The sequence below is a fragment of the Salicola sp. AFF1 genome, from assembly GCF_056783195.1.
This window is the reverse complement of sequence record NZ_JBXAYL010000004.1, coordinates 127029-152223: the sequence shown is the minus strand read 5'-3', so window position 1 is coordinate 152223 and position 25195 is coordinate 127029. Positions and strand designations below refer to the sequence as shown.

Below are 25195 nucleotides of genomic sequence, written 5' to 3'. Positions count from 1 at the left end.
ACTTCCCGGATCTAGGAGCAGAAGCAATGCACATTCGCGCTCTTACCGTTCACCAACGCAGCAAGATGAGACCATGGCCTCAGATCCCTCCAATGTCACCCTGACCGGCCTGGCCCGGCGCTTTGTCGACGATGGCATTCTAGAGGAATCCATCGCTCGCGAGGCCTTCGTCAAGGCCAACCAGGACCGGATCCCGCTGATCACCTACCTGATCCAGAACGAACTGGCCCCCGGCCAGGCCCTTGCGTTCTCGGCTGCCATGGAATTCGGCGTTCCGGTGATGGACCTCAATGCCTTTTCCACTGGCATGATGCCGGATGGGCTCGTCGCGGAGAAACTGATCCGCACTCACAGCGTCCTTCCCCTAATCCAGCGTGGTAAGCGACTGTTCGTGGCCATGGCGGACCCCACGAACCTCCAGGCTTTGGACGAGATCAAGTTTCACACCGGCCTGAGCACCGAGGCGGTCCTGGTCGAGGAGAGCAGTCTGCGCCAGGCCATCAACAACTACCTGGAGTCTCAGGACACTGCCGCTCAGGACCTGGGGGGGGATGCGGAACTTGAGAATGTGGAGTTTGAAGGCGATGGCGAAGAGGCCAGTCAGGACAAGAATGCGGTTGATGCGACGGATTCCGATTCAGACGACGCTCCTATTGTAAAATACGTCAACAAACTGCTTCTGGATGCCATCAAACAGGGCGCTTCGGACATTCATTTCGAACCCTACGAAAAGATGTACCGCGTCCGTTACCGCCAGGATGGCATCCTCAACGAGGTTGCCAAACCCTCCATCAAGCTTTCCCATAAACTGGCGGCCCGCGTGAAGATCATGTCCCAGATGGATATTTCCGAGCGCCGGGTGCCTCAGGATGGGCGGATCAAGCTCAAGCTTTCCAAGTCCAAGGCCATTGATTTCCGGGTCAACACTCTGCCCACCATCTGGGGCGAGAAGATTGTTCTGAGGATACTCGACCCCACGGCCGCCCAGATGGGCATCGACCAGCTCGGTTATGAGGAGGACCAGAAGCAGCTTTACCTGGAAGCTCTCAAGTCCCCCCAGGGTATGATTCTGGTCACCGGGCCCACCGGATCAGGCAAGACGGTTTCACTCTATACCGGCCTGAATATCCTGAACACCCCGGAAGTCAATATATCCACGGCGGAGGATCCAGCCGAGATCAACCTGGAGGGCGTCAACCAGGTCAACGTGAACAACAAGGTTGGCTTGACCTTCGCCGAGGCCCTGCGCTCCTTCCTCCGGCAGGACCCGGACATCATCATGGTGGGCGAGATCCGCGACCTGGAAACCGCCAACATCGCCATCAAGGCCGCCCAGACGGGCCACCTGGTCCTCTCCACCCTGCACACCAACAGTGCCGCCGAAACCCTGACACGGATGATGAACATGGGGGTAGCCTCCTTCAACCTGGCCACCTCCGTGAGCTTGATTATTGCCCAGCGGCTTGGGCGCCGGCTGTGCAAGGAGTGCAAGGAATCGTATGAGGTGCCACAGGACGTCCTACTCCAGGAGGGCTTTACGCAGCAACAGATTGATACAGGGTTTACCCTTTACAGACCGGCAGGCTGTGATAAATGTAAAAACGGGTATAAGGGGCGGGTCGGTATCCTCGAGGTGGTTAAGGTCACTGAGGAGATGGAGAACATGATCATGAACGAGGCCAGCTCCATCGAACTCGCCCGCCAGGCCCGTAATGAAGGCTTTAACAGCCTACGCCAGTCCGCGCTCGAAAAGGTGATGCAGGGCGTGACCAGTCTGGAAGAAGCAAACCGTGTAACCAAGGATTAACGCATGGCGGCCAAAGAACAGAAGCTCGACACCTACATCTGGGAAGCCAAGGACCGCAAAGGCAACAAGACCAGTGGTGAGACAACCGGTGCCTCCGTGGCACTGGTTAAAGCTCAGCTGCGTAAGCAGGGCTTCACGCCAGGCAAGATCAAGAAAAAGAGCAAGCCCCTGTTCGGCGGCCAGAAAAAGATCACGCCCTTTGATATCGCCACCTTCACGCGCCAGATGGCAACCATGATGAAGGCGGGCGTGCCCCTGATCCAATCCTTTGACATCGTCGCTGACGGCCTCGAAAACAAGTCGCTTCAGGAGCTCATCATCACCATCCGGAACGATGTGGCCTCCGGTAACAGCTTCGCCAACGCCCTGCGCCAGCACCCGAAACACTTCGACGAGTTGTATTGCAACCTGGTGGACTCGGGTGAAAGCGCGGGCGCACTGGAAACGATGCTGGAGCGCATCGCCACCTACCTTGAGAAAACGGAAAACCTCAAGCGCAAAGTCAGAAAAGCGATGATTTACCCCATCGCGATCATCGTGGTTGCGGTGATCGTTACGGCTGTTCTTCTTGTTAAGGTGGTTCCCCAGTTTGAATCCCTGTTTCAGGGGTTCGGCGCCGATCTGCCAGCGTTCACGCAGATGGTCATTGGCATGTCTGAATGGCTTCAGGCCTGGTGGTGGGTCGTGTTGTTGGGGATCATCGCTACCTTTTTTGGGTTTCGGACCGCCAAAAAGCGTTCAGCCCGATTTTCCGACCTTGTGGACAAATACGTGCTCAAACTGCCCATCGTGGGTGCGATTCTCGACCAGTCAGCAGTAGCCCGATTCGCCCGAGTCCTGTCCACAACATTCGCTGCTGGTGTGCCACTGGTCGATGCGTTGGATTCAGTCTCAGGTGCTACAGGCAATGCGGTTTTCCGGGATGCGGTACTGAATGTTAAACAAGAGGTTTCCTCGGGCACCCAACTTCAAACCGCCATGCGCCAGACTAACGTCTTCCCAGTGTTGGCTATACAGCTCACTTCAATCGGCGAAGAATCCGGGAATCTTGACGAAATGCTGGGTAAAGTCGCCGACCACTACGAAGCGATCGTGGATGACATGGTCGATAACCTGACTGCTCTCATGGAACCGGTGATCATGGCGGTTCTGGGTATCCTCGTCGGTGGCCTCATCATCGCCATGTACCTCCCCATCTTCCAGATGGGCTCCGCCGTCTAAGAGCCATAGCCTTGCAGAACCTGACCCATTCGCTTCTCAACACCCCCTGGCTCTTCTGGCCAGCCCTGGTGTTCGTCTCACTGTGCGTGGGCAGCTTCCTCAACGTCGTCATACTGCGCCTGCCCCGGATGATGGAGCAGGCCTGGCGCCAGGAGTGCCAGGCGCTTTTCGGCGAAGCCGGTGAAAGCGCAGCCACCGGCGAGGCGGAGAGCCCTTACGGTATTGCCTACCCGCAGTCCCATTGCCCGGAATGCGGCAATACCATCCGCGCCCTAGACAACATCCCGGTCATCAGCTGGCTGCTGCTGCGCGGGCGCTGCCGCCATTGCAATACCCGCATCCCGGCGCGCTACCCGGTCATCGAGGCGCTGACGGCCGTACTGTCCGTGCTGACGGTCCCCATCCTTGGCCCCAGCCAGGCAACACTGGTGACGCTTCCCTTCCTGTGGGCCCTGATCGCCCTGACGGTCATTGATCTTGAAACCACTCTGTTGCCCGACAGCATCACGCTGCCTCTGCTCTGGGGCGGCCTGGTAGTCAGTGCGCTGGGTCTTGGCCAGGTTGGCTTGCAGGCCGCCTTCTGGGGCGCTGTTGCGGGGTACCTCAGCCTTTGGAGCGTTTACCACCTGTTCCGATTGCTGACCGGCAAGGAAGGCATGGGGCACGGGGACTTCAAGCTTCTGGCTGGCCTGGGCGCCTGGCTGGGCTGGACCATGCTGCCGACCATCATACTGCTCTCCAGTCTCGTGGGTGCCGTTGTGGGCATTGCGATGATTGCCGTTCGCGGGCATGATCGCAACATACCGATCCCCTTCGGCCCTTACCTCGCCGCCGCAGGCGTCATTGCCCTTTGGTACGGGCCGGAGCTTCTGGATCTCTGGCTGGCCACGATAAGGGTATAAGATGTTTGTAGTAGGCCTGACCGGCGGCATCGGCAGCGGCAAGAGCACCGTTGCCGAGCTGTTCCGGGACCATGGCATTTTTGCGATTGACGCCGACGATGTTGCCCGGGAGGTCGTGCTTCCCGGCGAGCCCGCACTCGACGCCATACGGCAACACTTCGGTGAGGGCATTCTTACGCAGGACGGCACCCTGGACCGGGCCGCTCTGCGCCAGCGCGTATTCAGCGATGACGAAGAACGCGAGTGGCTTGAATCCCTGCTGCATCCACGGATCGAGGCGCGCCTGAAACACTATCTCGCCGAGGCCGATTCCCCCTACCAGCTCCTGGTGTCTCCCCTGCTTCTGGAGACGGCGCAGTATAGGCTCTGCCAGCACATCATCGTGGTGGACGTCAGTCACGAGACCCAGCTCCAGCGCACCATAAGCCGTGATGGCAATGATCGGGATCAGGTGGAGCGCATCATTGCCACCCAGATGCCACGGCAGGAGCGCCTCGCGGCCGCAGGCAACGTCATCGACAATGACCAGCCCCTGGAGCGGGTTCGGGACGCTGTGGCCGGCCTGCATCAGCATCTGCTGGCCATGGCCGCCGAGGTCTCCGGAGACCGCCTTTCATGAAGGGCAGCTTGGTTGCCGGCCTGGCGCTGATCCTGGTGTTCCAGCTCGCCGGCCTGGCGTTGGAGCAGATTCCCGGCATGCCCTTGCCTGGCCCCATCTCGGGCATGATCCTGTTCTTTGTCTATCTGGTACTGACCGGCGGAGGCCATGAGCCAGAGAACGAAGCCGCGCGCCATCTGCTCAGCCACATGGCGCTGTTCTACATACCGGCCGGTGCCGGCATCGTGACCGTGGGCGGCCTGCTCATGCAACACGCACTCGGTATTACTCTGGCGCTGACGCTGGGCACACTGGTCGCTTTCCTCACCGCCGCCCATCTGATGCAATGGTTGAGTCGATGAATACTGTCCTCAATTCGCCCCACTTTGCCATCACACTGACCCTGCTGGCCTATCTCGCCGGCCATGGCCTGTATCGCATCTGTGGCAAGCCCAGCTTCCTCCAGCCAGTGGTTTCCGGCATTGCGATTGTTGGAGGCACACTGCTGGTTCTGGATCTGGACTACAGCACCTATATGGAAGGCGCAAGCATCATCCACTTCATGCTCGGCACCGTCACCGTGGCGCTGGGGCTGCCGCTTTACCAGAACCTGGGCCTCATAAGGCGTCATCTGGTGCCACTGATGGTCACCCTGGCTGTCAGCGGGGTGGTGGCAGTGGGCAGCGCCACGGGCCTTCTCTGGCTCACGGGCTCCGACCGGGCAACACTGCTGTCCATGGCCACCAAATCCATCACCACGCCCATGGCCATCTCCGTGACCGAATCCATAGGCGGCTACCCACCACTGGCCACCGGTTTTGTCATGGTGACCGGCATTCTGGTCGCGGCTTTCGGCAGCCCGGTACTGCGCTTGACGGGCGTAACCCACCCCGCGGCCCAGGGCTGTGCCATGGGGATGATCGGTCATGGAGTGGGCACCGCCCGTGCCTTTGAAATGGGCAAGGAAGCAGGCGCTTTTTCCGCGCTCTCCATCGGCCTTATGGGCCTCTATACCGCCATTGGCCTGGGGCTGCTGATGCCGTGACACGGTTGCGGGCTCTCATAGGCATGATCAGCCTGGCCGTTGCTTACGCCAGCCCAGTTGGCGCCATGCAGACACAGCCACCCGCCTCAGAGCCGCCCGACAGGGTGACCATTGAGGATCTCCCGCCGGATTTCTTTGAGTGGGACGGCCCCCGCTACCTGGAGCCCCAGGATAACTGGCTGGACCATCTGGGCCACTGGGTCGTGCGGCGGCGGCGCATCCATTCGCGTCACGTGCAAGCCCTGGGCCAGGGCATTGACCGCACCCTGTCCGGTCAAACCTGGGTAGCCCAGGATAATGACAGCTACCTGCGGCTGGGTGCATTCAACCGCTATACCGAAGATGGCCGGATGGGCTATGAGCCGGAAGCGCGCTTCAAGCTGGACGTGCCAACCTCGGAAGAAGCGCTCCGCATCGTTGTTGAGAGCGATGCCAATGATCTAGCCTCCCTCTCGGACCAAAAGCAACGCGGCACGCTGTCGCCGGAAGAAGAGGAAGAAACCAGCTTCACCTCAGGCGCCCTGCGTTTTCTGTCGCCCTTATCAGACCGCTGGCAGGCCAGTACCGACCTGGGCGCACGACTCCACCTGCCCCCGGAACTGTTCGCCCGGGCCCGCACCTGGTCCGACTGGCAGCTGGACGATGACTGGCGGCTGCGCGTTGATCAGCGGCTGATGTGGTATCTTCAGGAAGGATGGATCAGCCGTTCCTGGTTTGGCTTCCACCGTTGGCTGGGCCCCCACTGGCAGTTTCGTGCCTCATCGGAAGCGCGCTGGGTACACCGTAAGCGTGGCTTCGAGCTGGCGCAGGTATTCCGTGTGCAGCGCCGCTACCGGAACCGCCACTTTGTGCGCCTGCGCCTTGGGGTCCTGGGAAACTCTTTCGATAACTGGGCCCGTACGGAATACTTCACGGATGCCGTCTACCGCAAGCGCCTCCACGACAACTGGCTGTATGGCGAAGTCGTGTCATCGCTGCGCTACCGTCGCCAGCAGGACTTCCAGCCGGAAGCAACCCTGACCTTCCGCATTGAAATGTTCTTCTCAACAAGCGGGGACCTCCAGTGACCATGGAGACCATGATCAAGCCGATTGGAACCATCCACTCCTGCTTCCCGGACAAGTTCGGCGTGCCCCGCCAGCCGTCACTCTGCCCGCACGCACGGGGCGAGGTCATACTGCATCCGCCCTGGAACTCTGAAGACGCGTTCCGGGGCCTGGAGGCCTTTTCCCACGTCTGGGTCACATTCCTGTTCCACCAGGTACCAGCGGATCATCCGCCTTCCACCCTGGTCCGGCCCCCGAGGCTGGGTGGCAACACACGGGTCGGCGTGTTCGCAAGCCGCTCGCCTTTCCGCCCCAACCGCCTTGGCCTTTCCCTGGTGCGCAACCAGGGGCTGAATCACCGCAACGGTGCCTTGCGCCTGGCGATCAGCGAGATCGACCTGGTAGACAACACCCCAGTCGTCGACATCAAACCCTTCCTGCCCTGGTGCGATGCGCCTGCAACAGCAACCGGCGCCTGGGCCAACGAAGCCCCCGCCCCAAGTCTCAAGGTGCAGTTCACCACTGGTGCGGCACAACGGTTACAGCAGCTTCAGCCCCTGTACCCCGAGCTGCCCGAGCTCATCAAAGAGGTCCTCGGCCAGGACCCGCGCCCGGCCTATCACAGGGAGGACCCACAACGGCGTTACGCCCTTCGCCTTCACGATCTGGACATCCACTGGTCCGTCCAGAACGGCGCCTGTATCGTTGAACGGCTTGAGAACGCGTAATTGTGGAACGATGCCGGTAACACTATCATGACCCACTGAGTCACAATGGTTACCGACAGGAGTACAAGCTCTCTATGCCATACAACCGAGCGATCCGAGCCTGTTTCGGCACGGCTCTTCTCGCCACACTGGTGACCCCTGTACAGGCCGACAGCCTGGACCTGAGCCTGACCGATGACTCAGTACGGGGTGAATACCGCCTGACAGACCGCCATGACGAGTTCGGTGGCGGTGTGGGCTACACCTACCACGAGGGCAGCCGTCACCTTGCCACGCTTGACCTGCACATCCAGGGCCGCACGGCCATCCAGAACGTGCCCATGACGGTGGGACTGGGCGTGCGCAACATGTACTTCGACGACAGTGACCATGACATCGATGGCGGTGCAACCGCGCCCGGGGCCTTTGTGCGCATGAACATCCCGGAAGTACCCGGCCTTTCCCTGGGCGGCAGCCTCTACATGTCGCCATCGATCCTGTCCTACGGCGATGCTGACGGCATGCGCCATACGGATGCGACCGTGAGCTATCACCTGATCCGCAATGCGGAAGTGTTTGCCGGCTACCGCTACGTGGGCGCGGACCTCGACCGGCGGGGCGATGACGATTACCGGTTTGAGGAAGGGGTGATTGGCGGCATGCGCATCCTCTTCTGAAAGAACCCGGACTGGTTCACGGCAAAGGTTCCGGAGCTTGGCTAGACTCGCATGGCGATCGTCCAACAGGTACAGCAGCTCCGGAGTCCTCCATGCGCGCCTGCCTCTCCCCCCTACTCCTGACAATCATCAGCCTCGCCCTGACCGCCTGTGGCAGCGGGGATCCGTCTGTGAGCGATGAGAATTCCTTCGACATCAGTGATCCCCCCGACTTCCAGGACGAGGGCTCGGGGTTGCAATGCAAGAGCACCCGTAACCTCGAAGACAATCAGCTGCTGGTCAGTGTCCAAACGCCGGCCAGCGGCCCGGGTGCCCAAAAAGGCAGCAGCCTGAGCAATACAACCCAGGCCGACCTGCGCCTGGTTGAGATCGGAGGCCCGCGCTCGAAGCCCCTGAGCTCTGAAACAACTGACGACAGCCTCATCGTTACCTTTGAAAACGGCGTTCCACGCGGGATCGATCTTGCTATCAAGGCTTCCGTGGACGGCAGGACAATGAGGGCTCCCGTGGCCTCGGAATGCGGGCACGTTTTTGTGACCCCGATGTCCGAGGTCCTGATCGAAGAGGTCGTCTCGGATCTATCCACCAGCCGGATCAACGCCATCAACAGCTGCAACCAGGTGGCCTGCACTTATGATCTGCTCTGGCAGCCAGTAGCTGACCGCGTACACGCCTTTGAGATTGATGTCTCCGGAGGGGAAGCCGCGCTCAGGGAGCGGGCGGATTTCATGGCCTTCCTTGATCACACCGAAACACTGCTGGGCCAGAAGGCGGCGTCCCTTACCAGCGACACCAGCGACAAAAACGACCCAATCGCACCGAGCTATAACACCGTGCAGTACGGCGTCAGCCTGAATGCCGGGGCCAGTGGCTTCTGGGCCACCCATACACTTAACCGGGGCGTAAGCAGGGCCAACGGCACCGCCTACACCTACCCCCACTACTCGATTGGCGATATCCCGCTACCACAACTCGGGATCGAGCTGTCGCTGGGCACTGTCGACATTCCCCGCAAGCGCCGCTCCTTTGATTCCCCACTGGATGACGCCTTCAGGAGTTACAGTACCCAGGCGAACCAGCTCTTTACCCCCCGGGATGCGGAGAACGGAGGCAGTATGATGCTTTCCAGTCTCCGCCCCGTCCTTCAGACCATCAGTCATGAACACCCCCAGCCCATTGGCTGGGCTCCCAACCCCCATGTCTACCGCGCAGGCGCCCACAGGGCTGAGGGCAAACCTCCCCAGGCGATGCTGAGCAGCTACTTCCATGCCGCCCGGGGCTGGGGTCTGTCCGGCTCAGAAGACAGTGGCTATGAACGGGAGACGATCCGTGAAGAACAAGCCATTGCGACTATTGAGATCAACCTGTCTGAATGGGATGACGCAAGCGCCTTCCGCTCCAGCTCGACGTACCGGTTTGCAGGTTTTGAACTGAAGCCCGGCCAAGCGGGCAATGTGGCGTTGGCCAACGCCAGCCTTGGAAGCTGGAACCTGAAAGGCAACCGGGGCACCGAGACCCAGGCAACGACCTGGTCCCTGCACGGCAAGCCATCGCCCAGCTCTGGCGGGTTTGCTCTCAACCCTGTCCGCCCCAGAGAAACCCCCGATGATGCCCCGGAGACATTCAGGGGGCATCTCTCTCTCAACTATGACGCAGCGAACCAGGAACGCAACTCGGCAACAGACCCCATCCCCAACGCCGCTGTCTCCGCCGATGAACGCTGGATCAGCGCTTCCTCGCGCCCTGCATCGACTAACAGCCGTGGCGGCTCACTTTTCCGGGTTGCCTATAAGCCTGGCGCCTCGGACGAGCTTCCCTCCGGGACCCCCACTTACAGGGTCCAGGGATTCAGTATCAGCGAGGCCAACACGCTCACCCAGCATGACCATGCCTGTCTGCAACTCGGGACCACTGCTGACTTCAACGCTTCAAGCCACACAACGGGATACGATCAGGGATCGGATACCCTGAGCATAGCGCAGAGGGATGAACGATCTGAAAGCAACTGCCCACTGACCGAGCACAATGATGGCACCTTCAACATCGACTGTGGCTCAACAGGGTTGGACTTCAATGGATTTGCCGCGGACGGCGGCGATACCCTGATCATGATCACCCGGACTGACCAGAGCATCGGTTTCCTGCTAGGCTTCAGGGATGATGGCGCGGCGGGTTGTTCCAACTGATCCCAATTCCAATGCGCCGCGTAGAATGTGGCAAATGCGGAGGTATTCATGGAGCTGCGCGCTGCACCAGCCCTTTGTCTGGTGGCCGTTTTAACGATTGGCGCCCTTGCCGCTGGCCTGGTTGCCAGCCAGCTGGCGTTTGAGCGCCCCGTCCCTATGGCCGCGGCACCTGGGCTGCTGAAAAGCGAGCCACAGCCCGACTGGGCGGGCACCCCCCTGCCCGATTTTTCGCAGTACAAGGTCGTATCCGAGAAAAAAGAGGCTTTCTTCGGCTACCTTTTCCCTCGCGTCGCCCTTGCCAACCTGCGCATTCAGGCGAACCGGCATCAATTGGCACAGCTGCGCAAGCAACCAAAGCTCAACGAGGATCAACGGCAGTGGCTGAATACCCATGCCACGCGCTTACGGGTTAGTGGATCAACACCAGCGGCCCTGATCGACGGCCTTGAGCGGCGCATGGATATTGTGCCCCCGTCCCTGGTTCTCGCTCAGGCCGCCAACGAATCCGCTTGGGGCACCAGCCGCTTTGCGACCCAGGGGAACAACCTGTTCGGGCAATGGTGCTTCACCAAGGGATGCGGTCTCGTGCCCGGCAGCCGCTCTAAAGGCAAGACCCACGAAGTGGAGGCCTTCCCGTCCCCCTACCATTCCATCCGGAGCTATCTAACCAACCTGAACCGCCACAACGCCTACAGAGGACTTCGGGAGCGCCGGAGGGCGTTGCGAGGCAAGAACGAGTTCCCGGATGGGATAACACTCGCGGGAGGCCTTAAGGCCTACTCGGAACGGGGACAAGCGTACGTGGACGAAATCCGTGCCATGATCCGTGCCAATGACCTCTCCAACTACGACCAAAGGCTCGAGAGGCTCCTGGCAGCGCAGGATCCGCTGGACCAGCTCAATGTCCTCGTCACCGACTACCGGACCCGATTTGGCAACTGAGCCAACATCTGTGCGCTCATAAATTGGCACAACCGACAGCCAATGTATAATGGCGACCGTCAACGCATTTCCCATTCACTGGACAGGCGGTCGTCAAAATGCTGGATTTCCTTCCTGCACCGATCAAGGGCACACTCTGCATACTGCTGATCCTTCTCAGCACTCTGGTCGGATACCCACTGCTTCTGCTGCTGGCCATTCTCAAGCTGATCATCCCCATTACGGCAGTCCGCAAACAGTGCACCAGGGGGCTCAATGCCATCGCCTTCCTCTGGATTGAGGGCAACAGCTTCTTCATCCGGCTTCTGAACCGCATTGAGTGGGATGTTCAGATCAACGCGAACCTGCGCCGCGACCAGTGGTACTTCGTCACCTGCAACCATCAGTCATGGGCGGACATCATGGTGACGCAGGCCATCCTCAATCGCCGCATCCCGCTCATGAAGTTCTTCCTGAAAAAGGAACTCATCTGGGTTCCCTTGCTCGGGATCGCCTGGTGGGCGCTGGACTTCCCCTTCATGAAACGCTACACGCAACAGCAACTCATGAAGAAGCCCCATCTGAAGGGCAAGGACCTGGAGACCACCCGCAAAGCCTGCGAAAAATTCGAGTACACCCCGGTGGCCGTGTTCAACTTTATGGAAGGCACCCGGTTCACGCCCGAAAAGCACGAGCAACAGAACTCCCCCTACCGCAATCTCCTCAAGCCCCGCGCCGGAGGCACCGGTTTTCTGTTGGGGGCCATGGGCGACCTGATGGGCATCATGCTTGATATCACCATCGTCTATCCGGATGGGCCGGGCGGCATCTGGGATTACCTCTGCGGCCGCACCAAACGGGTCATTATCCGGGTTGATGAAAAACGGATTCCCGAGCAGTTCCTGGGACGGGACTACCAGAACGACCGGGAATTCCGGATCGCGTTCCAGAAGTGGGTGAGCGAGCTCTGGACCCGGAAAGACGAGCTGATTGACCGCATGAAAGACGAAGGGACGGCGGCCCCGTCACAAGCCAGCACGGAAACGTAAAAAAACCCCGCGTATGCGGGGCTTGATCAGTCCTTTCCCGATCACCAGAAGTCAGCGGCGACCGGAACGCCGCAGCGCGGCCGGAGTATAATCCTTGAACCGGCGCTTTATGCCAAAGTTATAGGGGTCATCCATCTCATTGGTAAGGCCGAGCACAAGATAGCGGCCGTTGAGCGTGTCATAAAGGGCTTCAAACGCGTACCAGGGAACCTTCACATCGTAAAACGGCATGAGGTGGCCCTCACCAACGCGCCAGAGCTCACCGCGTCCATCGTAATGGTCCACAACCACGGCGGCCCAGGTGTCCTCGTCAAAGTAGAAATCACGCTTGGCGTAGATGTGGCGCTCGCCCTCCTTGAGGGTGGCCGTCACGTGCCAGACCCGATGCAGTTCATAGCGGGCGTATTCCTGATTGATGTGACCGGGCTTGAGCAGCTCATCATAACTGAGTGACGGATCGTCCAGCTTATAGCCGTTATAGGGAACGTACATCTCCTTTTTCCCTTTCAGCTCCCAGTTGTAACGATCCGGAGCACCATTGAACATGTCCAGATTGTCCGACGTACGCTGACCATCGGATGCTGTGCCCGGCCCATCGTAGGCCACCTGGGGCGCCCGGCGCACCCGGCGCTGGCCCGCGTTGTAGACCCACGCCCGGCGCGGCTCCTTAACCTGGTTCAGGGTTTCATGCACCAGCAGTACGTTGCCCGCGAGGCGGGACGGTGATTTGATCTGCTGCTTGAAGTAAAACAGAACGTTCGAGTTCTTGCCGGGCTCATAATCCTGAAGCGCCGTCCGCCACGTCAGTTCCTCATCAAAGTGCACAGGCGTGTAGTCGCCATTTTCCTGAGGCGTTACCTGATGCACATTACGGTTCACGGCCCCACCGCGATAGCGGGTGATGTGGTTCCAGATGACATGAAGGCCATTCTCCGGGATCGGGAAGGGCACAGCGGTATCGAAGTTCTCCAGGCCATTCCCGCCCTCAACCAGGGTTGTGCTGGTGGCGTTTTTCTGTGCCTTTTTGTAGATCTTCTCCGGCAAAGCCGCGGTACGACGGGTCTTGTAGACCGGCATCTTATAGTCGTCGTACTCCCGGATCATCTTGACCTGCCCCGGGCTCAACCGATCCTTGTACTCGTCAACGTTGCTTTGATCGATGACGAACAAAGGCTCGTCGTCTGGGAACGGGTTCAGGTAGTGCTTTCCCTTATAACGATCGGGCGCCTCGGTCAGGCCTCCGTCCCAGGCTGGTATTTCATCGCCATTGCCCGCTTTCTTGGCACCAATCGGAGTCAGCTCATTACCCAGCTTGGCGGCCTCATCCTCGGAGACCGCAGCAAGCGCCGGGGATCCGACGATTGCCAGTGACAGGATGCCACTGGCCAGGGCATTCATTTTCAATGTCATTGGTTGTCTACCTCACAAGGCTAATGTGGTACAGCAAGCGATTGAACCCATCACCATCAGAACGCGTATGAGACGCTCGCTGTTACGTGGTCCCGATCCGAGATCGCGTTGTAGTCACCACCAAAATAGCTGGTGTACTCAATACTCGCCTCATAGTTGCTCTGGTAATTAGCCGTTACTCCGAGCCCCACGGCCTTGTTGCCCTCGCCGAAGGCACCGCCGGGTTCCGGTGCATAACCTTCAACGTCATGGGACCAGGACAGGGACGGCTTCAGTGTTGCACCAGCAATCGCATTGTTATACGTCAACGTCGCCGACATGCGATAGCCCCAGGCAAAATCTGTTACAAACCCTTCGTTCGTACAGTTGCTGGGATTGATGTTCTGCTCTTCGCAGGAGGTGCCAAACCCTTCGAACTCACCGATGCCCCAGATGCCGGACCGACCGTAGCGCGCTTCCGACTTGGGAGGCAGGTCATGGACATAGGTCATGCCGACCTCCCCCACAAAATTCAGACGACTGGCGCCGAACACCCGGTCAAAGAACTTGATGAAGGTTGCCTGCGCCTGGGAGACCTTGTACCGGTCATAGCCTTTAACACGCTCACCCTCAAGTTCGGAAACGGGCGTGTTTTCCGTACGCTTCTGGAAGAGTTTGGAGTAAGGCGCTTGGTTGCCCCCGGTGATGAGTTCAAAGGCGTTCCACTGCAGGGGCATGTTCTCACGAAAACTGTATTCGCCCCCCAGTGACCAGCCCCCCGGGATGTTGGTGTTCATGCTGATCCCGTACAGCTTGATGTCGTCCGGATAGCCGATATCGTAGTTGGGCAGGGGGTTATTCGGCCCGGAAACGCGCCCGTTCACATAAGGAAGCCGGCTGTGGTAACGCACGTGATAGAGACCGAATTCAGTGTTGCCCAGCTCCGGCGAATACCACTGCAGGGCCACCCCGAACTGATCTTCGCCATCGGGACGATGATCTCCTTCGCGGTCAAGGATTGCGCCAAGATCCTCCGCCGTGGCCTCGTTCACTTCCCCAAGCGCATAAACAGGTCCGCAACCATCAGCTGTAAAATCGTTCGTGCTGAAGAAGGTACCGCAGTCATCAATCTCGGTGGGCTCCCAGTCAAACTGGGCATAAGCCTTGAACGTAAGCGACTGGGTCAACCCTATTGAGGTGAATAGAGCCTCAACGGGCAGAAGTGCTTCCTTGAGCTCAGCTCCCGGGGAGCGAATGGCGCCAACATCAATCGGGTTGGTGGCGTTGATCCCACCCTGAATGAAGGTGCTCTCCCCCCAGTTGAAGACCTGATTGCCATAACGCACGCTGACCGGGATATCACCCAGATACCAGTCCGCCCAGACATACGCATCCAGGAGCTCTCCCCCTGAGGCGTTGTCCCTGCCGTCCTCGCTGATGGTTTCACGCCCATCACGCTTGAACTCATCATCCTTGATCCGGAAATCGTACCAGTACCGGCCCCGGACAAAACCGCCCAGCCGGCTCAGGTAATCGCCATAGAAGTTCTGGTTCAGGTAGAGCTCACTGGTGCCACGCACGATCTCTGAATAGGTGTCACCCGCGTCAAAATTCTGGTTGCCATCATCATAGTTGATGGTGGATGAACCTGTTCTGGACCCCGCAGGCACACCAGGCAGGTTACCCTGACCGATGAAGTCCTTGTCAGGGCTTTCCGTGCGCCACCCGGCCGCTGCGGTCAGCGTGGTATCAAAAGCGCCTTCCACATCGCCCACGTTAAAGGTGAAGGCACTGGCCGGCATGGAAAAGCCGGCTGCAACGGCCGCGGCCAAAGGCATCCGCACCCAGTGTTGCCGCTGTCGTATTGTTTTTGTCATTGAACGCTACTCCGTTTGTCTGGATCGCTGCTCAGGTATTGTTACCGCAGATTAACCCCCAATATAGACGCAAAACAGCAACTCCACCAATGTCATGCGTCAGATTTTTGTGATCATGGCTGCAGTTGCTGGCCGCAGCTGACCTTCACAGGGAACGGCCAGGCTCAGTACGCCCCCGGCGCAGCGGGATGGCGTTACGTAACCGGGAGACCTCAGGCTTTGTGGGGCAGTTCCAGATAGTCATGGGACTGCATTTCCAGCAGCCGGGACTCCGTGCGCTCGAACTCGAACGCCAGGTTGGTCCCGGTGTAGAGCTCCGGGATCGGCGCCTCGGCCGAAATGATCAGCTTCACACAGCGGTCATAGAATTCATCCACAAGATTAATGAACCGCCGCGCCCGGTCGTCCGATTCCGCCCCCATCACCGGCACATTGGACAGGATAACCGCATGGAACTCACGCGCCAGCTCAATGTAGTCATTCTGGCTGCGCGGTCCATCGCACAGCTCGCTGAACTCGAACCAGACCACGTCATCGGCATGCCGGCGAGCATGGATGATACGGCCATTCACTTCCAGGTCCTGGCCCTGGTCGCTCCCCATCAGGGCCAGTTCCTCATAGCTTCTGAGCAGGCTCTGCTCGGCCTCTGGGCCCAACGGTGAATGGAACAGCTGCGCCTGTTCGAGCGTGCGAAGCCGGTAATCCACCCCACCGTCAATGTTGAGGACCGTCGTGTACCGGTTAAGCAGATCAATCGCCGGAAGGAAGCGGGCACGCTGAAGCCCATTCCAGTAGAGGCCGTCAGGCTCAATGTTGGACGTACACACCAGTGTCACCCCCCGGCGGAACAGTCCATCCAGCAGGGTTGCAAGAATCATGGCATCGCCAATCTCGGAGACGAAGAACTCATCAAAGCAGATGACCCGGCACTCATCCGCAAACCGGGCGGCAATGGTGTCCAACGGGTCGCTGTACCCCTCCAGCTCCGCGAGCTCACGGTGAACCCGCTGCATGAAGCGGTGAAAGTGCACGCGCAGCTTGCGCTGGAACGGCAGCGCATCGTAGAACAGATCCATCATGTACGTTTTGCCGCGACCAACGCCGCCCCAGAAATAAAGCCCGGTCACCGGCTCTTCGCGCCCGCGCCGGAGCTTGCGCTTGAGTCGATTGCCAGGGCTGCTGCGCTTTTTCTCAGCCGCCACCAACGCCTCATACAGACTCTGGAGATGCCGTATAGCCGTTTCCTGGGCGGCGTCTCGCTGGAAGCCGGCGTGCTTCTGGTCTTCCCGGTACCGGGCCTCTGGCCCCGAGGATGGAGCTGCATCACTGGCGCTCATGCGTGCCTCACAATTGCCATTTGAAGGCGCCATTATCCGGATTTAACCTCTGGCCTCCAAATCCGTTGCAATAGCCGGCTTCCACCACCGGACGGGTCTGTTGCCGGGGCTCGCTTTGTCATATCATGACGCTGTCATGGCTGGTTGTTGACCAGCGCCTTCCCGGCAACAGAAGGATGCTTTTATGGAATCCATGCTCGCCGTTGGTATCGCGGCATTGGTGATCGGCCTCGCTCTGGGGTGGGGGATCGCCCGGGTTACGGGCGGGCGCAATGTGCGCCAGCGCCGGCTCGCGCAACAACTGGATGCGCTCCAGAGCGAACATACCCGCTATCAAGCCCAGGTTAACGAACATTTCATGGAGACGGCGGAGCTCTTCCGGCGGCTCAATGACTCCTACCGGGACGTCCATGAGCACCTTGCCAAGGGGGCATCACGGCTTTGCACGGAAACCGATGCCCGCGAGGAACTGGAGCAGGTTCAGAGGGATCATCAGCTGGGCTATAAGGGGCAGGGAAACGACGAGTCCGAAGTTGAACCCCCACGCGATTACGCCCCGCGCAACACACGCGATGACAACGGCATGCTCGCCGAGGACTTTGGCCTCAACAAAACGGAAGCCAGGGAAGCCTCGCGCCCCTCATCATCCTGAACCCTGGCCCGGGCTAAGCCGGGCTGGGGTCTTCAATGAAGCGGTGCTCAATGCCGAATGCCTCGGCAAGCGCCGCCCCCAGCGCCTGAACCCCATCACGCTCCGTTGCGTGGTGACCCGCAGCCACATAGTGAACACCCTGTTCGCGGGCACTGTGTACTGTAGGTTCGGATATCTCGCCTGAAAGGTAGGCATCAACCCCCAAGGCAGCCGCGCGGTCGATCATGCCCTGGGCGCCGCCGCTGCACCAGCCGATCCGCTGGATCGAGGCCGGGCCACCATCGATGGCCAACGGCTCTCTGTCGAGGCGTGACTTCAGCCGGGAGGCAAGCGCCTCCAGGGTCAGGGGTTGATCCAGGGTGCCTGTCCACATCAGCTCACAGGGGTCGTCTGACACCGGAACGCCATCGAATGCGCCCAGGGTCCGGGCCAGACAGGCATTGTTCCCCAGGGTCCGATGCGCATCCAGCGGCAGATGGTAGGCCACCAGCGACACATTATTGTTGATCAACAGCTGGAGGCGGCGCTGCTTCATGCCCCGGATGCACGGATCCTCCCCCTTCCAGAAATAGCCGTGATGCACCAGGACCATGTCCGCGCCAGCCTCAATGGCCTGCTCCAGGAAGCGCTGACTGGCGGTCACCCCGGAGATGACGGTACTCACCCGCTCACGCCCTTCCACCTGCAGACCATTGGGGCAGTAGTCCCGGAACAGTTCCGGCCGCAGCCACTGATCCATGGTCGCGACAAGTTCATCCCGCTGTGGTGTGCTCATGGCTGAACCTCTCCACCGTTGATAATGGCATCAAGGCCAGCCAGCAGCGCATCCATCTGCTCTGCGGTGCCGACCGTGATGCGCAGGTACTGTTCAATACGGGGCTTGTTGAAATGGCGCACGATGATGTGGCGATCCCGAAGCCGTTCCGCCAATGCCTCACCGCTGAACGCCGGATGCCGGCAGAACACGAAGTTGGCCCTGGACGGTACCACTTCGAAACCCAGGGCCTCCAGGCCACTGCTGAGCCGTTCGCGCTGCTCGATCACCGCCTTCCGCCCCGCCCGGAACCCCGCTTCATCCCGGAAGGCGGCGGTCGCCCCGGCCTGGGCCAACCGGTCCAGGGTGTAGGAATTGAAACTGTTCTTGATCCGCTCCAGCCCCTCGATCAGGTGCTGCTGCCCCAGCGCATAGCCGACCCGGAGACCAGCCAGCGAACGGGACTTGGACAGGGTCTGGGTGATGAGCAGATTAGGATAGTCCGGAATCAGCCGGGCCGCACTCTCACCGCCAAAATCCACATAGGCCTCGTCAATCACCACCACCCGATCAGGGTTGGCGGCCACGATCCGTTCCACCGACTCCAGCTCCAGGAAACGGCCTGTGGGTGCGTTGGGGTTCGGGAAGATGACGCCACCGTTGGGCGGCTGGAACGCGTCCACCGGCATCCGCAACTGGTCATCCAGCGCGACAGCGCGGCTTTGCAGACCGTAGAGACCACAGTACACCGGGTAGAAGCTGTAGCTGATGTCCGGGAACAGTACTGGTTCGGCCGGCTGGAAGAGCCCCTGGAAAATGAACGCCAACACTTCGTCCGAACCGTTGGCCGGGAAGACCTGCGAGGCTTCCAGCCCAAACCAACCCGCGATGGCCGCTCTCAGCTCCGTCGCATCCGGATCCGGATACAGACGCAGGCCCTCATCCGCGACTTCACGGATCGCCTCAGTGACAGTCTCTCCTGGCCCGAACGGATGTTCGTTCGTATTCAGTTTAACGAGGTTGCTCATCCGCGGCTGCTCCCCTGGTACATAGGGCGTAAGCTGCTGCAGCCGCTGGTTCCAGAACCGGCTCATGATCGCTCCTCAGTCGCGAATACGGTATTCGGCCGAGCGCGCGTGCGCCGTCAGCCCCTCGCCCTGGGCCAGCACGGAGGCACAACGGGCAGCGCGATCCGCGCCCGCCGCCGAGAAGTGCACCACCGAAGAGCGTTTCTGGAAATCATAGACGCCCAAGGGGGATGAGAAGCGGGCCGTGCCGCTGGTGGGGAGAACGTGATTCGGGCCCGCACAGTAGTCCCCCATCACCTCGGCTGCCCATGACCCCATGAAGATGGCCCCAGCGTGGCGGATCTCGCCAAGCAAGGCGTCCGGGTCAGCCAGTGACAGCTCCAGGTGCTCCGGGGCAACCCGATTGCTCACCCGCGCTGCCTCTTCCAGAGACGCGCACTGGATCAGCATCCCGCGGTCGGCCAGCGACTGACGGATGATGTCCGCCCGTTCCATCTCCGGCAGCATCCGCGCCATGCTGGCCTCAACCCGGGCGATATAGTCGGCATCGGGCGATACCAGGATGGCCTGCGCCTGCTCGTCGTGCTCAGCCTGAGAGAACAGATCCATCGCCACCCAGTCCGGGTCAGTGTGGCCATCAGCAATCACCAGGATCTCGGAAGGCCCGGCCACCATGTCGATGCCAACGCGCCCGAACACTTCGCGCTTGGCTTCCGCCACATAGATGTTGCCCGGCCCAACAATCTTATCCACCGCCGGTACGGTTTCGGTACCGTAAGCCAGTGCTGCAACCGCCTGGGCGCCTCCCAGGGTGTAGATGCGGTCAATGCCCGCGACGCGCGCCGCCGCCAGAACCAGGTCGTTCAGCTCACCGCCCGGTGCTGGCACCACCATCACGATCTCCGCAACACCGGCAACCTTGGCCGGAATGGCGTTCATCAGCACCGATGAGGGATAGGCCGCCTTGCCGCCGGGCACGTAAAGGCCGGCACGATCCACGGGCAGAACACGCTGGCCCAGCCGGGTGCCATCAGCTTCCTCATAGAACCAGTCACCGGGCAGCTGCTCACGGTGATAGCGCCGTATCCGGTCTGCAGCGGTTTCCAGGGCCTGGAACTGGTCATCGGTAATGGCGTGCATGGCCGCATCAATGCGTTCACGCGCCACTTCCAGCTCGCTCACGGCGGCAACCTGGAGGTTATCCAGCGTCGCGGTGTACGCCAGAACCGCCGCATCACCCTCTTTCCGCACCCGATGCAGGATATCGGCCACGGTCTCGCGAACCCTGGTGTCGACGCCTTCTTCCCATTCCGTGTGGCGCCGCAGCGCCGCATCAAAATCGGAATCAGCGGTATTGAGCCGGGTAATGGACAGTTCACTCATGGCTGTTCCCTCACTGCGTCTGCTTGCGGGCGACGGCCTCGCCCATGCGCTCCAGAATCGGTTGAATCCAGGCATGCTTCATTTTCATGGAGGCCCGGCTGACCACCACCCTGGAGCTGATGTCGGCAATCGTCTCACGCGGCTCCAGCCCATTCGCCTTCAGGGTATTGCCGGTATCAACGATGTCCACGATCTCATCTGCCAGCCCCAACAGAGGCGCCAGCTCCATCGCCCCGTAGAGCTTGATGATATCCGCCTGCTTGCCCTGGGCCGCGTAATACTCACGGGCCAGCCGGGTAAACTTGGTGGCCACCCGCACGCGACCCTCGGGGACCGGTTGGCCGGTCACGCCCGCGGTCATCAGACGGCACTTGGCAATGCCCAGATCCAGCGGCTCGTAAAGACCGTCACCACCATGCTCCATGAGCACATCCTTACCGGCCACGCCCAGGTCCGCCCCACCGTACTGCACATAAGTGGGAACATCCGTGGCGCGGATGATGAGCAGCCGAACACCGGGCACGCTGGTCTCAAACACCAGCTTACGGGTTTTCTCGGGATCAGCCTCGGGCTCGATCCCCGCCGCGGCCAGCAGTGGCAGCGTTTCTTCCAGAATACGGCCCTTGGAAAGGGCAATGGTCAGCTGTTCCGACATAGTCCTGTCAGTGTCTGCAGAGGTCATGAAGGCATCCGGCGGATGGTAGCGCCCAGCAACTGGAGCTTTTCCTCAATGCACTCGTAACCCCGGTCAATGTGATAGATGCGATCCACCATGGTTTCGCCTTCGGCCACCAACCCGGCAATCACCAGGCTGGCGGAGGCACGCAGGTCGGTGGCCATGACCGGCGCCGCTGTAAGCCGGTCAACGCCCCGCACAATGGCGGTGTTGCCTTCCAGGCCGATATCGGCGCCCATGCGGATCAGTTCCTGCACGTGCATGAAACGGTTCTCGAAGACGGTCTCCGTCACCGACCCGGTGCCATCAGCCACTGAATTCATCGCCACGAACTGCGCCTGCATGTCCGTCGGGAAGGCTGGGTAAGGCGCGGTTCTCAGGTTCACCGCCTTGGGGCGACGGCCATGCATGTTCAGCTCAATCCAGTCGGCACCGGTATTCACCTCGGCACCCGCCTCCTCAAGCTTGAGCAACACCGCTTTCAGGATATCCTCGCGCGTATCCTTGAGCAGGACGTGGCCCTGAGTGGCGGCCGCCGCGGTCAGGTAGGTGCCGGTTTCAACCCGGTCTGGAAGCACTTCGTAATGACAGGGCTTGAGCCGTTCAACGCCATGAATCTCTATGGTCGCAGTTCCCTGCCCGCGAACGTCCGCGCCCATGGCGTTGAGGCAATCCGCCAGATCCACCACCTCCGGCTCGCGTGCGGCGTTCTCCAGGATGGTGACACCATCGGCCAGCGCCGCCGCCATCATCAGGTTCTCGGTGCCGGTGACGGTCACCGTATCCAGAAAGATGCGCGCGCCCTGGAGCCGCTGGGGAGCGTAAGCGTGGATATAGCCGCTATCCACCTGGATTTCGGCGCCCATCTGCTCCAGCCCCTGCAGATGCAGGTTCACCGGACGGGTCCCGATGGCGCAGCCGCCCGGCAACGATACATGCGCTTCCCCGAAATGGGCCACCATGGGGCCCAACACCAGTATCGAGGCACGCATCGTCTTGACCAGCTCATAGGGAGCGGTCAGGTCCTTGATCGTGGTTGAGTCCACCTCAACGCTCATGCGCTCATCAATCATGAGCTCAATGCCCATGTGGCCGAGCAGCTCGATCATGGTGGTTACATCATGCAGGTGCGGCAGGTTGCCCACGCTCACCTTGCCGTCAGCCAGCAGGGTTGCCGCCAGTATGGGCAGTGCCGAGTTCTTGGCGCCGGAAATCCGGATCTCGCCATGCAGCGGCTGCCCGCCCTGAATCAGCAGTTTATCCACAGTATGCTCCCGGGGCTCTGGGCCACCCTCACTGCTTCTGGCGCGCCTGCCATTCCTGCGGCGTCATGGCGCGGATGGTCAGGGCGTGTATGGTGCCTTCCGACAACAGATCATCAAGCTCCCCGTAGATCAACTGCTGGCGCTTCACCCGATTAAGTTCTGCAAACCGCTCCCCCACCGCGACGACCAGAAACCGGTTGCCATCATTCTGCACTTCAATCTCGCAGTCAGGCAGCGCTTCCGCGAGCCGTTTCTGAACCTCTTCAGCCTGCATCCAAACTCCCATTATCTACGGCGGTTACTAGGGTCGGCGCGGGAACCGCGCCGGGGGCGCGATTATAGACCAGATGACGCCTACTTGACACGGTGCATCCTCAGCAGCGACTCACCCGCTGTCATTTTCCTGCTCCTGGTCAACGGCACTTTCCAGACCCTCGATATCCTCAACATCCGCTGACCATTCATTGATCACCTTACTGACATTGCCGTCAGTAGCCTGCATCTGCTGCTGGAACCGGTCCCGGAAGGCCAGTCCCATGTTGACACCCTCCACAATGACATTCTCAACCTGCCAGTTGCCGTCATCCGGGTTATACATGGAGTAGGCCACCCCGTAACGCTCGCCCGAGTTGGTGATGATGGAGAGGTTAACGGTCGCACGGTCCTCATGCCGGGGATTGATCTCAACGCTGTCCACTTCCAGCTCAAAGTCACTACTGTCGATACTGACCGCAGCCCCCCCATAGGCATCGTAGAGACTGCGGCGGAAAGCGCGCACGAATTCGTCCCGCTGCTCAGGTGTGGCCTGGCGCGCATACTTGCCCATGATGCGGGCCGCCACACGCCGGAAAGCAACGAACTCACCAAGCGCGTCATCCATGGCCTCGTAGAACGCCTCGCGGTCCGACTCATAGAGATCCCGGATCTCGACCAGCTGATCCACCAGACGCACACTGTTTTCGCGCACATAGTCCTTCAACGCCTCCTCCTTCGAGGAGGCCGACGCCGCAGGCATCGCCAGAAGCGCCATGACCAGGCTCAAGAGCAAGGGGGCCGGGGTAAGAAATCGGGTTCTGTTCACTACTTCCTCCTATTCACTGTAGGGCCGCGCCAACCTCAGCGCGGGCTTACCATTCGGCGACGGATCAGTGTCTCAACATTGATCGCCGACTGCGTGTCCTCGATATAGTCATTATCCGCCAGTGTTTCCGGGTGACCGCCGGGAGAGATCTCGATGTAATGCTCGCCTACAAGCCCCGCGGTCATGATGACGGCGACACTGTCGATGCCCAGGTTATCGAGGCTCTCCCTGATGCGCATCCGAACCTTCGCGCGGTACCCTCGTGTATCCAGCTGGACGTCGGTTACCTCTCCCACGGTTACACCGGCTACCGTAACGCGGGCACCTGGCGCCAGTGTGCCGGCATCAGCGAACTCGGCATAGAGGGTGTAGTAACCATCGGCATCCGGGCCGGCACTGCCCTGGGGCGGAACCTGCCACCCCGCCATCATCAACACCACCAGAGTGGCCATGCTCCCCAGGGCGAAAAACACGAGACGTTGCATACGCAATAAGATCGCCACTCCTGCCTGGGTCGTCTCCTCAGCGCCCGACTGTACGAAGCGCCATCCAGCGGATACAGTACGACGCCAGTTTTCCGCCCACAACCCAGGGAGCCTTACATCATGGTCACCGCCCTGCTTGCGGTCCTGCTCGGCCTGACCCTGCTCGTCTGGAGCGCCGACCAGTTTATCACCGGCGCTATCGACATCGCACGGCGACTCGGCATGAGCCCGATGCTGATCGGGCTCACCCTGGTCGCTTTCGGCACCTCAACCCCGGAAGTTCTGGTCTCGGTCACTGCCGCCATCACGGATGCGGGCGATATTGCCGTGGGCAACGCCATTGGCTCAAACATCGCCAACCTCGGCCTTGTGCTTGGCACCACCGCCTTGCTGGCGCCCGTGGCGCTGGCCCGACCTACCCGGCGCATTGAACTGCCGCTACTGGCTATTGTCACCATAGGCAGCTGGCTCCTGTTCCGGGACGATCACCTGGATGCCATGGATGGCCTCGCCATGCTCGCCATCCTGGGCGTAACCTTCACCCTGCTGGTTCGTTTTGGCCAGGCCGCAAACCTCTTCGCGGAGGAAATACCAGAACCCCACGACAACCGCTCCTCCGCTTTTCTGGCGCTTCAGCTCACAGCCGGACTCCTCCTCCTGCTCGCCAGCTCCAGACTCCTGGTCTGGGGAGCAGTCGAGCTTGCACTGGCTCTGGGCGTAAGCGAACTTGTAATCGGCCTGACAATGGTGGCTGTAGGCACAAGCCTGCCGGAACTGGCGACCAGCATAGCCAGCGCCCTCAAGGGCCGCCACGACATGGTGCTGGGGAACCTGATCGGTTCCAACCTGTTCAACCTGCTCCTGGTCCTTGCTGTGCCGGCGCTGATCACAGGCATTCCACTTAACGAGGAAGCCATGACACGTGATTACGGCGCCATGGTGGCAACCACCCTCCTATTGTCGGCACTGGCCATTATCCATCACCGTCAGGGGCGGCTGAACCGCGTTGGCGGTGGTATACTGCTGGCGTTCTATATTGGCTACATTGCACTGCTGGTTACGGGTGATGCGCCGGTACCAGCGGCAACGCTGTCTGCACTCTGAGGAGA

Annotated in this window: 25 protein-coding genes; 14 read left to right on the top strand and 11 right to left on the bottom strand. The window is 60.5% G+C overall.

Annotated features, from left to right (window positions below):
- Nucleotides 1-73: 73 nt before the first annotated feature.
- The 12 genes from pilB to AC1RQI_RS04205 all read left to right on the top strand — a co-directional run bounded on the left by pilB (nt 74) and on the right by AC1RQI_RS04205 (nt 12159).
- Entirely contained in the window at nt 74-1807 is a 1734-nt protein-coding gene (pilB, locus tag AC1RQI_RS04260; protein ID WP_481903790.1) for a type IV-A pilus assembly ATPase PilB, read from the top strand.
- A gap of 3 nt (nt 1808-1810) precedes the next feature.
- The gene (locus tag AC1RQI_RS04255) at nt 1811-3028 is read left to right on the top strand and encodes a type II secretion system F family protein (RefSeq protein WP_481903789.1); all 1218 of its coding nucleotides are present in this window, start codon (nt 1811-1813) and stop codon (nt 3026-3028) included.
- Nucleotides 3029-3039: 11 nt separating this feature from the next.
- Nucleotides 3040-3930, top strand: coding sequence for a prepilin peptidase (locus tag AC1RQI_RS04250; protein WP_481903788.1), 891 nt, complete (start codon nt 3040-3042; stop codon nt 3928-3930).
- A 1-nt stretch (nt 3931) separates the two neighbouring features.
- Nucleotides 3932-4549 (top strand): dephospho-CoA kinase, encoded by a 618-nt coding sequence (gene coaE / locus AC1RQI_RS04245; protein WP_481903787.1) that lies wholly within the window; start codon nt 3932-3934, stop codon nt 4547-4549.
- A complete protein-coding gene (locus tag AC1RQI_RS04240) occupies nt 4546-4890 on the top strand; it encodes a CidA/LrgA family protein (protein WP_481903786.1) in 345 nt (114 codons plus the stop codon). Before coaE ends, AC1RQI_RS04240 begins: the two co-directional genes overlap by 4 nt.
- Complete coding sequence (locus AC1RQI_RS04235) at nt 4887-5573, top strand: LrgB family protein (protein WP_416635232.1); 687 nt, start codon at nt 4887-4889, stop codon at nt 5571-5573. The genes AC1RQI_RS04240 and AC1RQI_RS04235 overlap by 4 nt, the downstream gene beginning before the upstream one ends.
- Before the next feature lie 65 nt (nt 5574-5638).
- The gene (locus tag AC1RQI_RS04230) at nt 5639-6640 is read left to right on the top strand and encodes a hypothetical protein (RefSeq protein ID WP_481903785.1); all 1002 of its coding nucleotides are present in this window, start codon (nt 5639-5641) and stop codon (nt 6638-6640) included.
- Between the two features lie 2 nt (nt 6641-6642).
- The gene (gene tsaA / locus AC1RQI_RS04225) at nt 6643-7347 is read left to right on the top strand and encodes a tRNA (N6-threonylcarbamoyladenosine(37)-N6)-methyltransferase TrmO (RefSeq protein ID WP_416635234.1); all 705 of its coding nucleotides are present in this window, start codon (nt 6643-6645) and stop codon (nt 7345-7347) included.
- 74 nt (nt 7348-7421) lie between these two features.
- Nucleotides 7422-8003, top strand: a complete 582-nt coding sequence (locus AC1RQI_RS04220) for a YfaZ family outer membrane protein (RefSeq protein ID WP_481903784.1) — start codon at nt 7422-7424, stop codon at nt 8001-8003.
- Between the two features lie 92 nt (nt 8004-8095).
- On the top strand, nt 8096-10189 hold the full coding sequence (locus AC1RQI_RS04215; RefSeq protein WP_481903783.1) for a hypothetical protein: 2094 nt from the start codon (nt 8096-8098) through the stop codon (nt 10187-10189).
- A 48-nt stretch (nt 10190-10237) separates the two neighbouring features.
- Entirely contained in the window at nt 10238-11131 is an 894-nt protein-coding gene (locus AC1RQI_RS04210; RefSeq protein WP_481903782.1) for a glucosaminidase domain-containing protein, read from the top strand.
- Between the two features lie 98 nt (nt 11132-11229).
- Nucleotides 11230-12159, top strand: a complete 930-nt coding sequence (locus tag AC1RQI_RS04205) for an acyltransferase (protein WP_481903781.1) — start codon at nt 11230-11232, stop codon at nt 12157-12159.
- Between the two features lie 51 nt (nt 12160-12210).
- Here AC1RQI_RS04205 and AC1RQI_RS04200 read toward each other — a convergent pair whose 3' ends face one another.
- The 3 genes from AC1RQI_RS04200 to zapE all read right to left on the bottom strand — a co-directional run bounded on the left by AC1RQI_RS04200 (nt 12211) and on the right by zapE (nt 16762).
- Entirely contained in the window at nt 12211-13569 is a 1359-nt protein-coding gene (locus AC1RQI_RS04200) for a DUF1329 domain-containing protein (RefSeq protein WP_481903780.1), read from the bottom strand.
- Between the two features lie 56 nt (nt 13570-13625).
- On the bottom strand, nt 13626-15425 hold the full coding sequence (locus AC1RQI_RS04195) for a DUF1302 domain-containing protein (protein WP_481903779.1): 1800 nt from the start codon (nt 15423-15425) through the stop codon (nt 13626-13628).
- Between the two features lie 212 nt (nt 15426-15637).
- Entirely contained in the window at nt 15638-16762 is a 1125-nt protein-coding gene (zapE, locus tag AC1RQI_RS04190; RefSeq protein WP_481903778.1) for a cell division protein ZapE, read from the bottom strand.
- A gap of 184 nt (nt 16763-16946) precedes the next feature.
- On the opposite strand from zapE, the gene AC1RQI_RS04185 reads away from it, so the two are divergent.
- Complete coding sequence (locus tag AC1RQI_RS04185; RefSeq protein ID WP_416635242.1) at nt 16947-17414, top strand: Z-ring associated ZapG family protein; 468 nt, start codon at nt 16947-16949, stop codon at nt 17412-17414.
- Between the two features lie 13 nt (nt 17415-17427).
- Here AC1RQI_RS04185 and AC1RQI_RS04180 read toward each other — a convergent pair whose 3' ends face one another.
- From AC1RQI_RS04180 to mlaD, 8 genes are all read right to left on the bottom strand, one after another.
- A complete protein-coding gene (locus tag AC1RQI_RS04180; RefSeq protein WP_481903777.1) occupies nt 17428-18189 on the bottom strand; it encodes a Nif3-like dinuclear metal center hexameric protein in 762 nt (253 codons plus the stop codon).
- Nucleotides 18186-19262 (bottom strand): histidinol-phosphate transaminase, encoded by a 1077-nt coding sequence (gene hisC / locus AC1RQI_RS04175; protein ID WP_481903776.1) that lies wholly within the window; start codon nt 19260-19262, stop codon nt 18186-18188. Before hisC ends, AC1RQI_RS04180 begins: the two co-directional genes overlap by 4 nt.
- Nucleotides 19263-19271: 9 nt before the next feature.
- Nucleotides 19272-20579: a histidinol dehydrogenase gene (hisD, locus tag AC1RQI_RS04170; protein ID WP_416635247.1), complete on the bottom strand. Its 1308-nt coding sequence runs from the start codon at nt 20577-20579 to the stop codon at nt 19272-19274.
- 10 nt (nt 20580-20589) lie between these two features.
- Entirely contained in the window at nt 20590-21234 is a 645-nt protein-coding gene (gene hisG, locus AC1RQI_RS04165; RefSeq protein ID WP_416635628.1) for an ATP phosphoribosyltransferase, read from the bottom strand.
- Nucleotides 21235-21257: 23 nt separating this feature from the next.
- Nucleotides 21258-22520 carry a UDP-N-acetylglucosamine 1-carboxyvinyltransferase gene (gene murA / locus AC1RQI_RS04160; RefSeq protein ID WP_481903775.1) on the bottom strand — a complete coding sequence of 421 codons (1263 nt, stop codon included), beginning with the start codon at nt 22518-22520 and terminating at the stop codon, nt 21258-21260.
- 28 nt (nt 22521-22548) lie between these two features.
- On the bottom strand, nt 22549-22794 hold the full coding sequence (locus tag AC1RQI_RS04155) for a BolA family protein (RefSeq protein ID WP_481903774.1): 246 nt from the start codon (nt 22792-22794) through the stop codon (nt 22549-22551).
- Nucleotides 22795-22905: 111 nt separating this feature from the next.
- Entirely contained in the window at nt 22906-23601 is a 696-nt protein-coding gene (locus AC1RQI_RS04150) for an MlaC/ttg2D family ABC transporter substrate-binding protein (RefSeq protein ID WP_481903773.1), read from the bottom strand.
- A 35-nt stretch (nt 23602-23636) separates the two neighbouring features.
- The gene (gene mlaD, locus AC1RQI_RS04145) at nt 23637-24086 is read right to left on the bottom strand and encodes an outer membrane lipid asymmetry maintenance protein MlaD (RefSeq protein WP_481903819.1); all 450 of its coding nucleotides are present in this window, start codon (nt 24084-24086) and stop codon (nt 23637-23639) included.
- Nucleotides 24087-24206: 120 nt separating this feature from the next.
- Here mlaD and AC1RQI_RS04140 point away from each other — a divergent pair, with 120 nt between their 5' ends.
- Nucleotides 24207-25190 (top strand): calcium/sodium antiporter, encoded by a 984-nt coding sequence (locus AC1RQI_RS04140; RefSeq protein ID WP_481903772.1) that lies wholly within the window; start codon nt 24207-24209, stop codon nt 25188-25190.
- The last annotated feature ends 5 nt before the right edge of the window (nt 25191-25195 follow it).

Excerpts from the sequence above, each read along its gene's own strand:
- AC1RQI_RS04210 (WP_481903782.1), top strand. The coding sequence starts at position 10,238 with ATGGAGCTGCGCGCTGCACCAGCCCTTTGTCTGGTGGCCGTTTTAACG.
- AC1RQI_RS04205 (WP_481903781.1), top strand. The coding sequence starts at position 11,230 with ATGCTGGATTTCCTTCCTGCACCGATCAAGGGCACACTCTGCATACTG.
- mlaD (WP_481903819.1), bottom strand. The coding sequence starts at position 24,086 with ATGCAACGTCTCGTGTTTTTCGCCCTGGGGAGCATGGCCACTCTGGTG.
- AC1RQI_RS04195 (WP_481903779.1), bottom strand. The coding sequence starts at position 15,425 with ATGACAAAAACAATACGACAGCGGCAACACTGGGTGCGGATGCCTTTG.
- tsaA (WP_416635234.1), top strand. The coding sequence starts at position 6,643 with ATGGAGACCATGATCAAGCCGATTGGAACCATCCACTCCTGCTTCCCG.
- zapE (WP_481903778.1), bottom strand. The coding sequence starts at position 16,762 with ATGAGCGCCAGTGATGCAGCTCCATCCTCGGGGCCAGAGGCCCGGTAC.
- hisD (WP_416635247.1), bottom strand. The coding sequence starts at position 20,579 with ATGAGTGAACTGTCCATTACCCGGCTCAATACCGCTGATTCCGATTTT.
- AC1RQI_RS04180 (WP_481903777.1), bottom strand. The coding sequence starts at position 18,189 with ATGAGCACACCACAGCGGGATGAACTTGTCGCGACCATGGATCAGTGG.
- AC1RQI_RS04155 (WP_481903774.1), bottom strand. The coding sequence starts at position 22,794 with ATGCAGGCTGAAGAGGTTCAGAAACGGCTCGCGGAAGCGCTGCCTGAC.
- AC1RQI_RS04185 (WP_416635242.1), top strand. The coding sequence starts at position 16,947 with ATGGAATCCATGCTCGCCGTTGGTATCGCGGCATTGGTGATCGGCCTC.
- AC1RQI_RS04140 (WP_481903772.1), top strand. The coding sequence starts at position 24,207 with ATGGTCACCGCCCTGCTTGCGGTCCTGCTCGGCCTGACCCTGCTCGTC.
- AC1RQI_RS04240 (WP_481903786.1), top strand. The coding sequence starts at position 4,546 with ATGAAGGGCAGCTTGGTTGCCGGCCTGGCGCTGATCCTGGTGTTCCAG.
- hisG (WP_416635628.1), bottom strand. The coding sequence starts at position 21,234 with ATGTCGGAACAGCTGACCATTGCCCTTTCCAAGGGCCGTATTCTGGAA.
- AC1RQI_RS04255 (WP_481903789.1), top strand. The coding sequence starts at position 1,811 with ATGGCGGCCAAAGAACAGAAGCTCGACACCTACATCTGGGAAGCCAAG.
- AC1RQI_RS04200 (WP_481903780.1), bottom strand. The coding sequence starts at position 13,569 with ATGACATTGAAAATGAATGCCCTGGCCAGTGGCATCCTGTCACTGGCA.
- AC1RQI_RS04230 (WP_481903785.1), top strand. The coding sequence starts at position 5,639 with ATGCAGACACAGCCACCCGCCTCAGAGCCGCCCGACAGGGTGACCATT.
- AC1RQI_RS04220 (WP_481903784.1), top strand. The coding sequence starts at position 7,422 with ATGCCATACAACCGAGCGATCCGAGCCTGTTTCGGCACGGCTCTTCTC.
- coaE (WP_481903787.1), top strand. The coding sequence starts at position 3,932 with ATGTTTGTAGTAGGCCTGACCGGCGGCATCGGCAGCGGCAAGAGCACC.
- hisC (WP_481903776.1), bottom strand. The coding sequence starts at position 19,262 with ATGAGCCGGTTCTGGAACCAGCGGCTGCAGCAGCTTACGCCCTATGTA.
- AC1RQI_RS04235 (WP_416635232.1), top strand. The coding sequence starts at position 4,887 with ATGAATACTGTCCTCAATTCGCCCCACTTTGCCATCACACTGACCCTG.
- pilB (WP_481903790.1), top strand. The coding sequence starts at position 74 with ATGGCCTCAGATCCCTCCAATGTCACCCTGACCGGCCTGGCCCGGCGC.
- AC1RQI_RS04215 (WP_481903783.1), top strand. The coding sequence starts at position 8,096 with ATGCGCGCCTGCCTCTCCCCCCTACTCCTGACAATCATCAGCCTCGCC.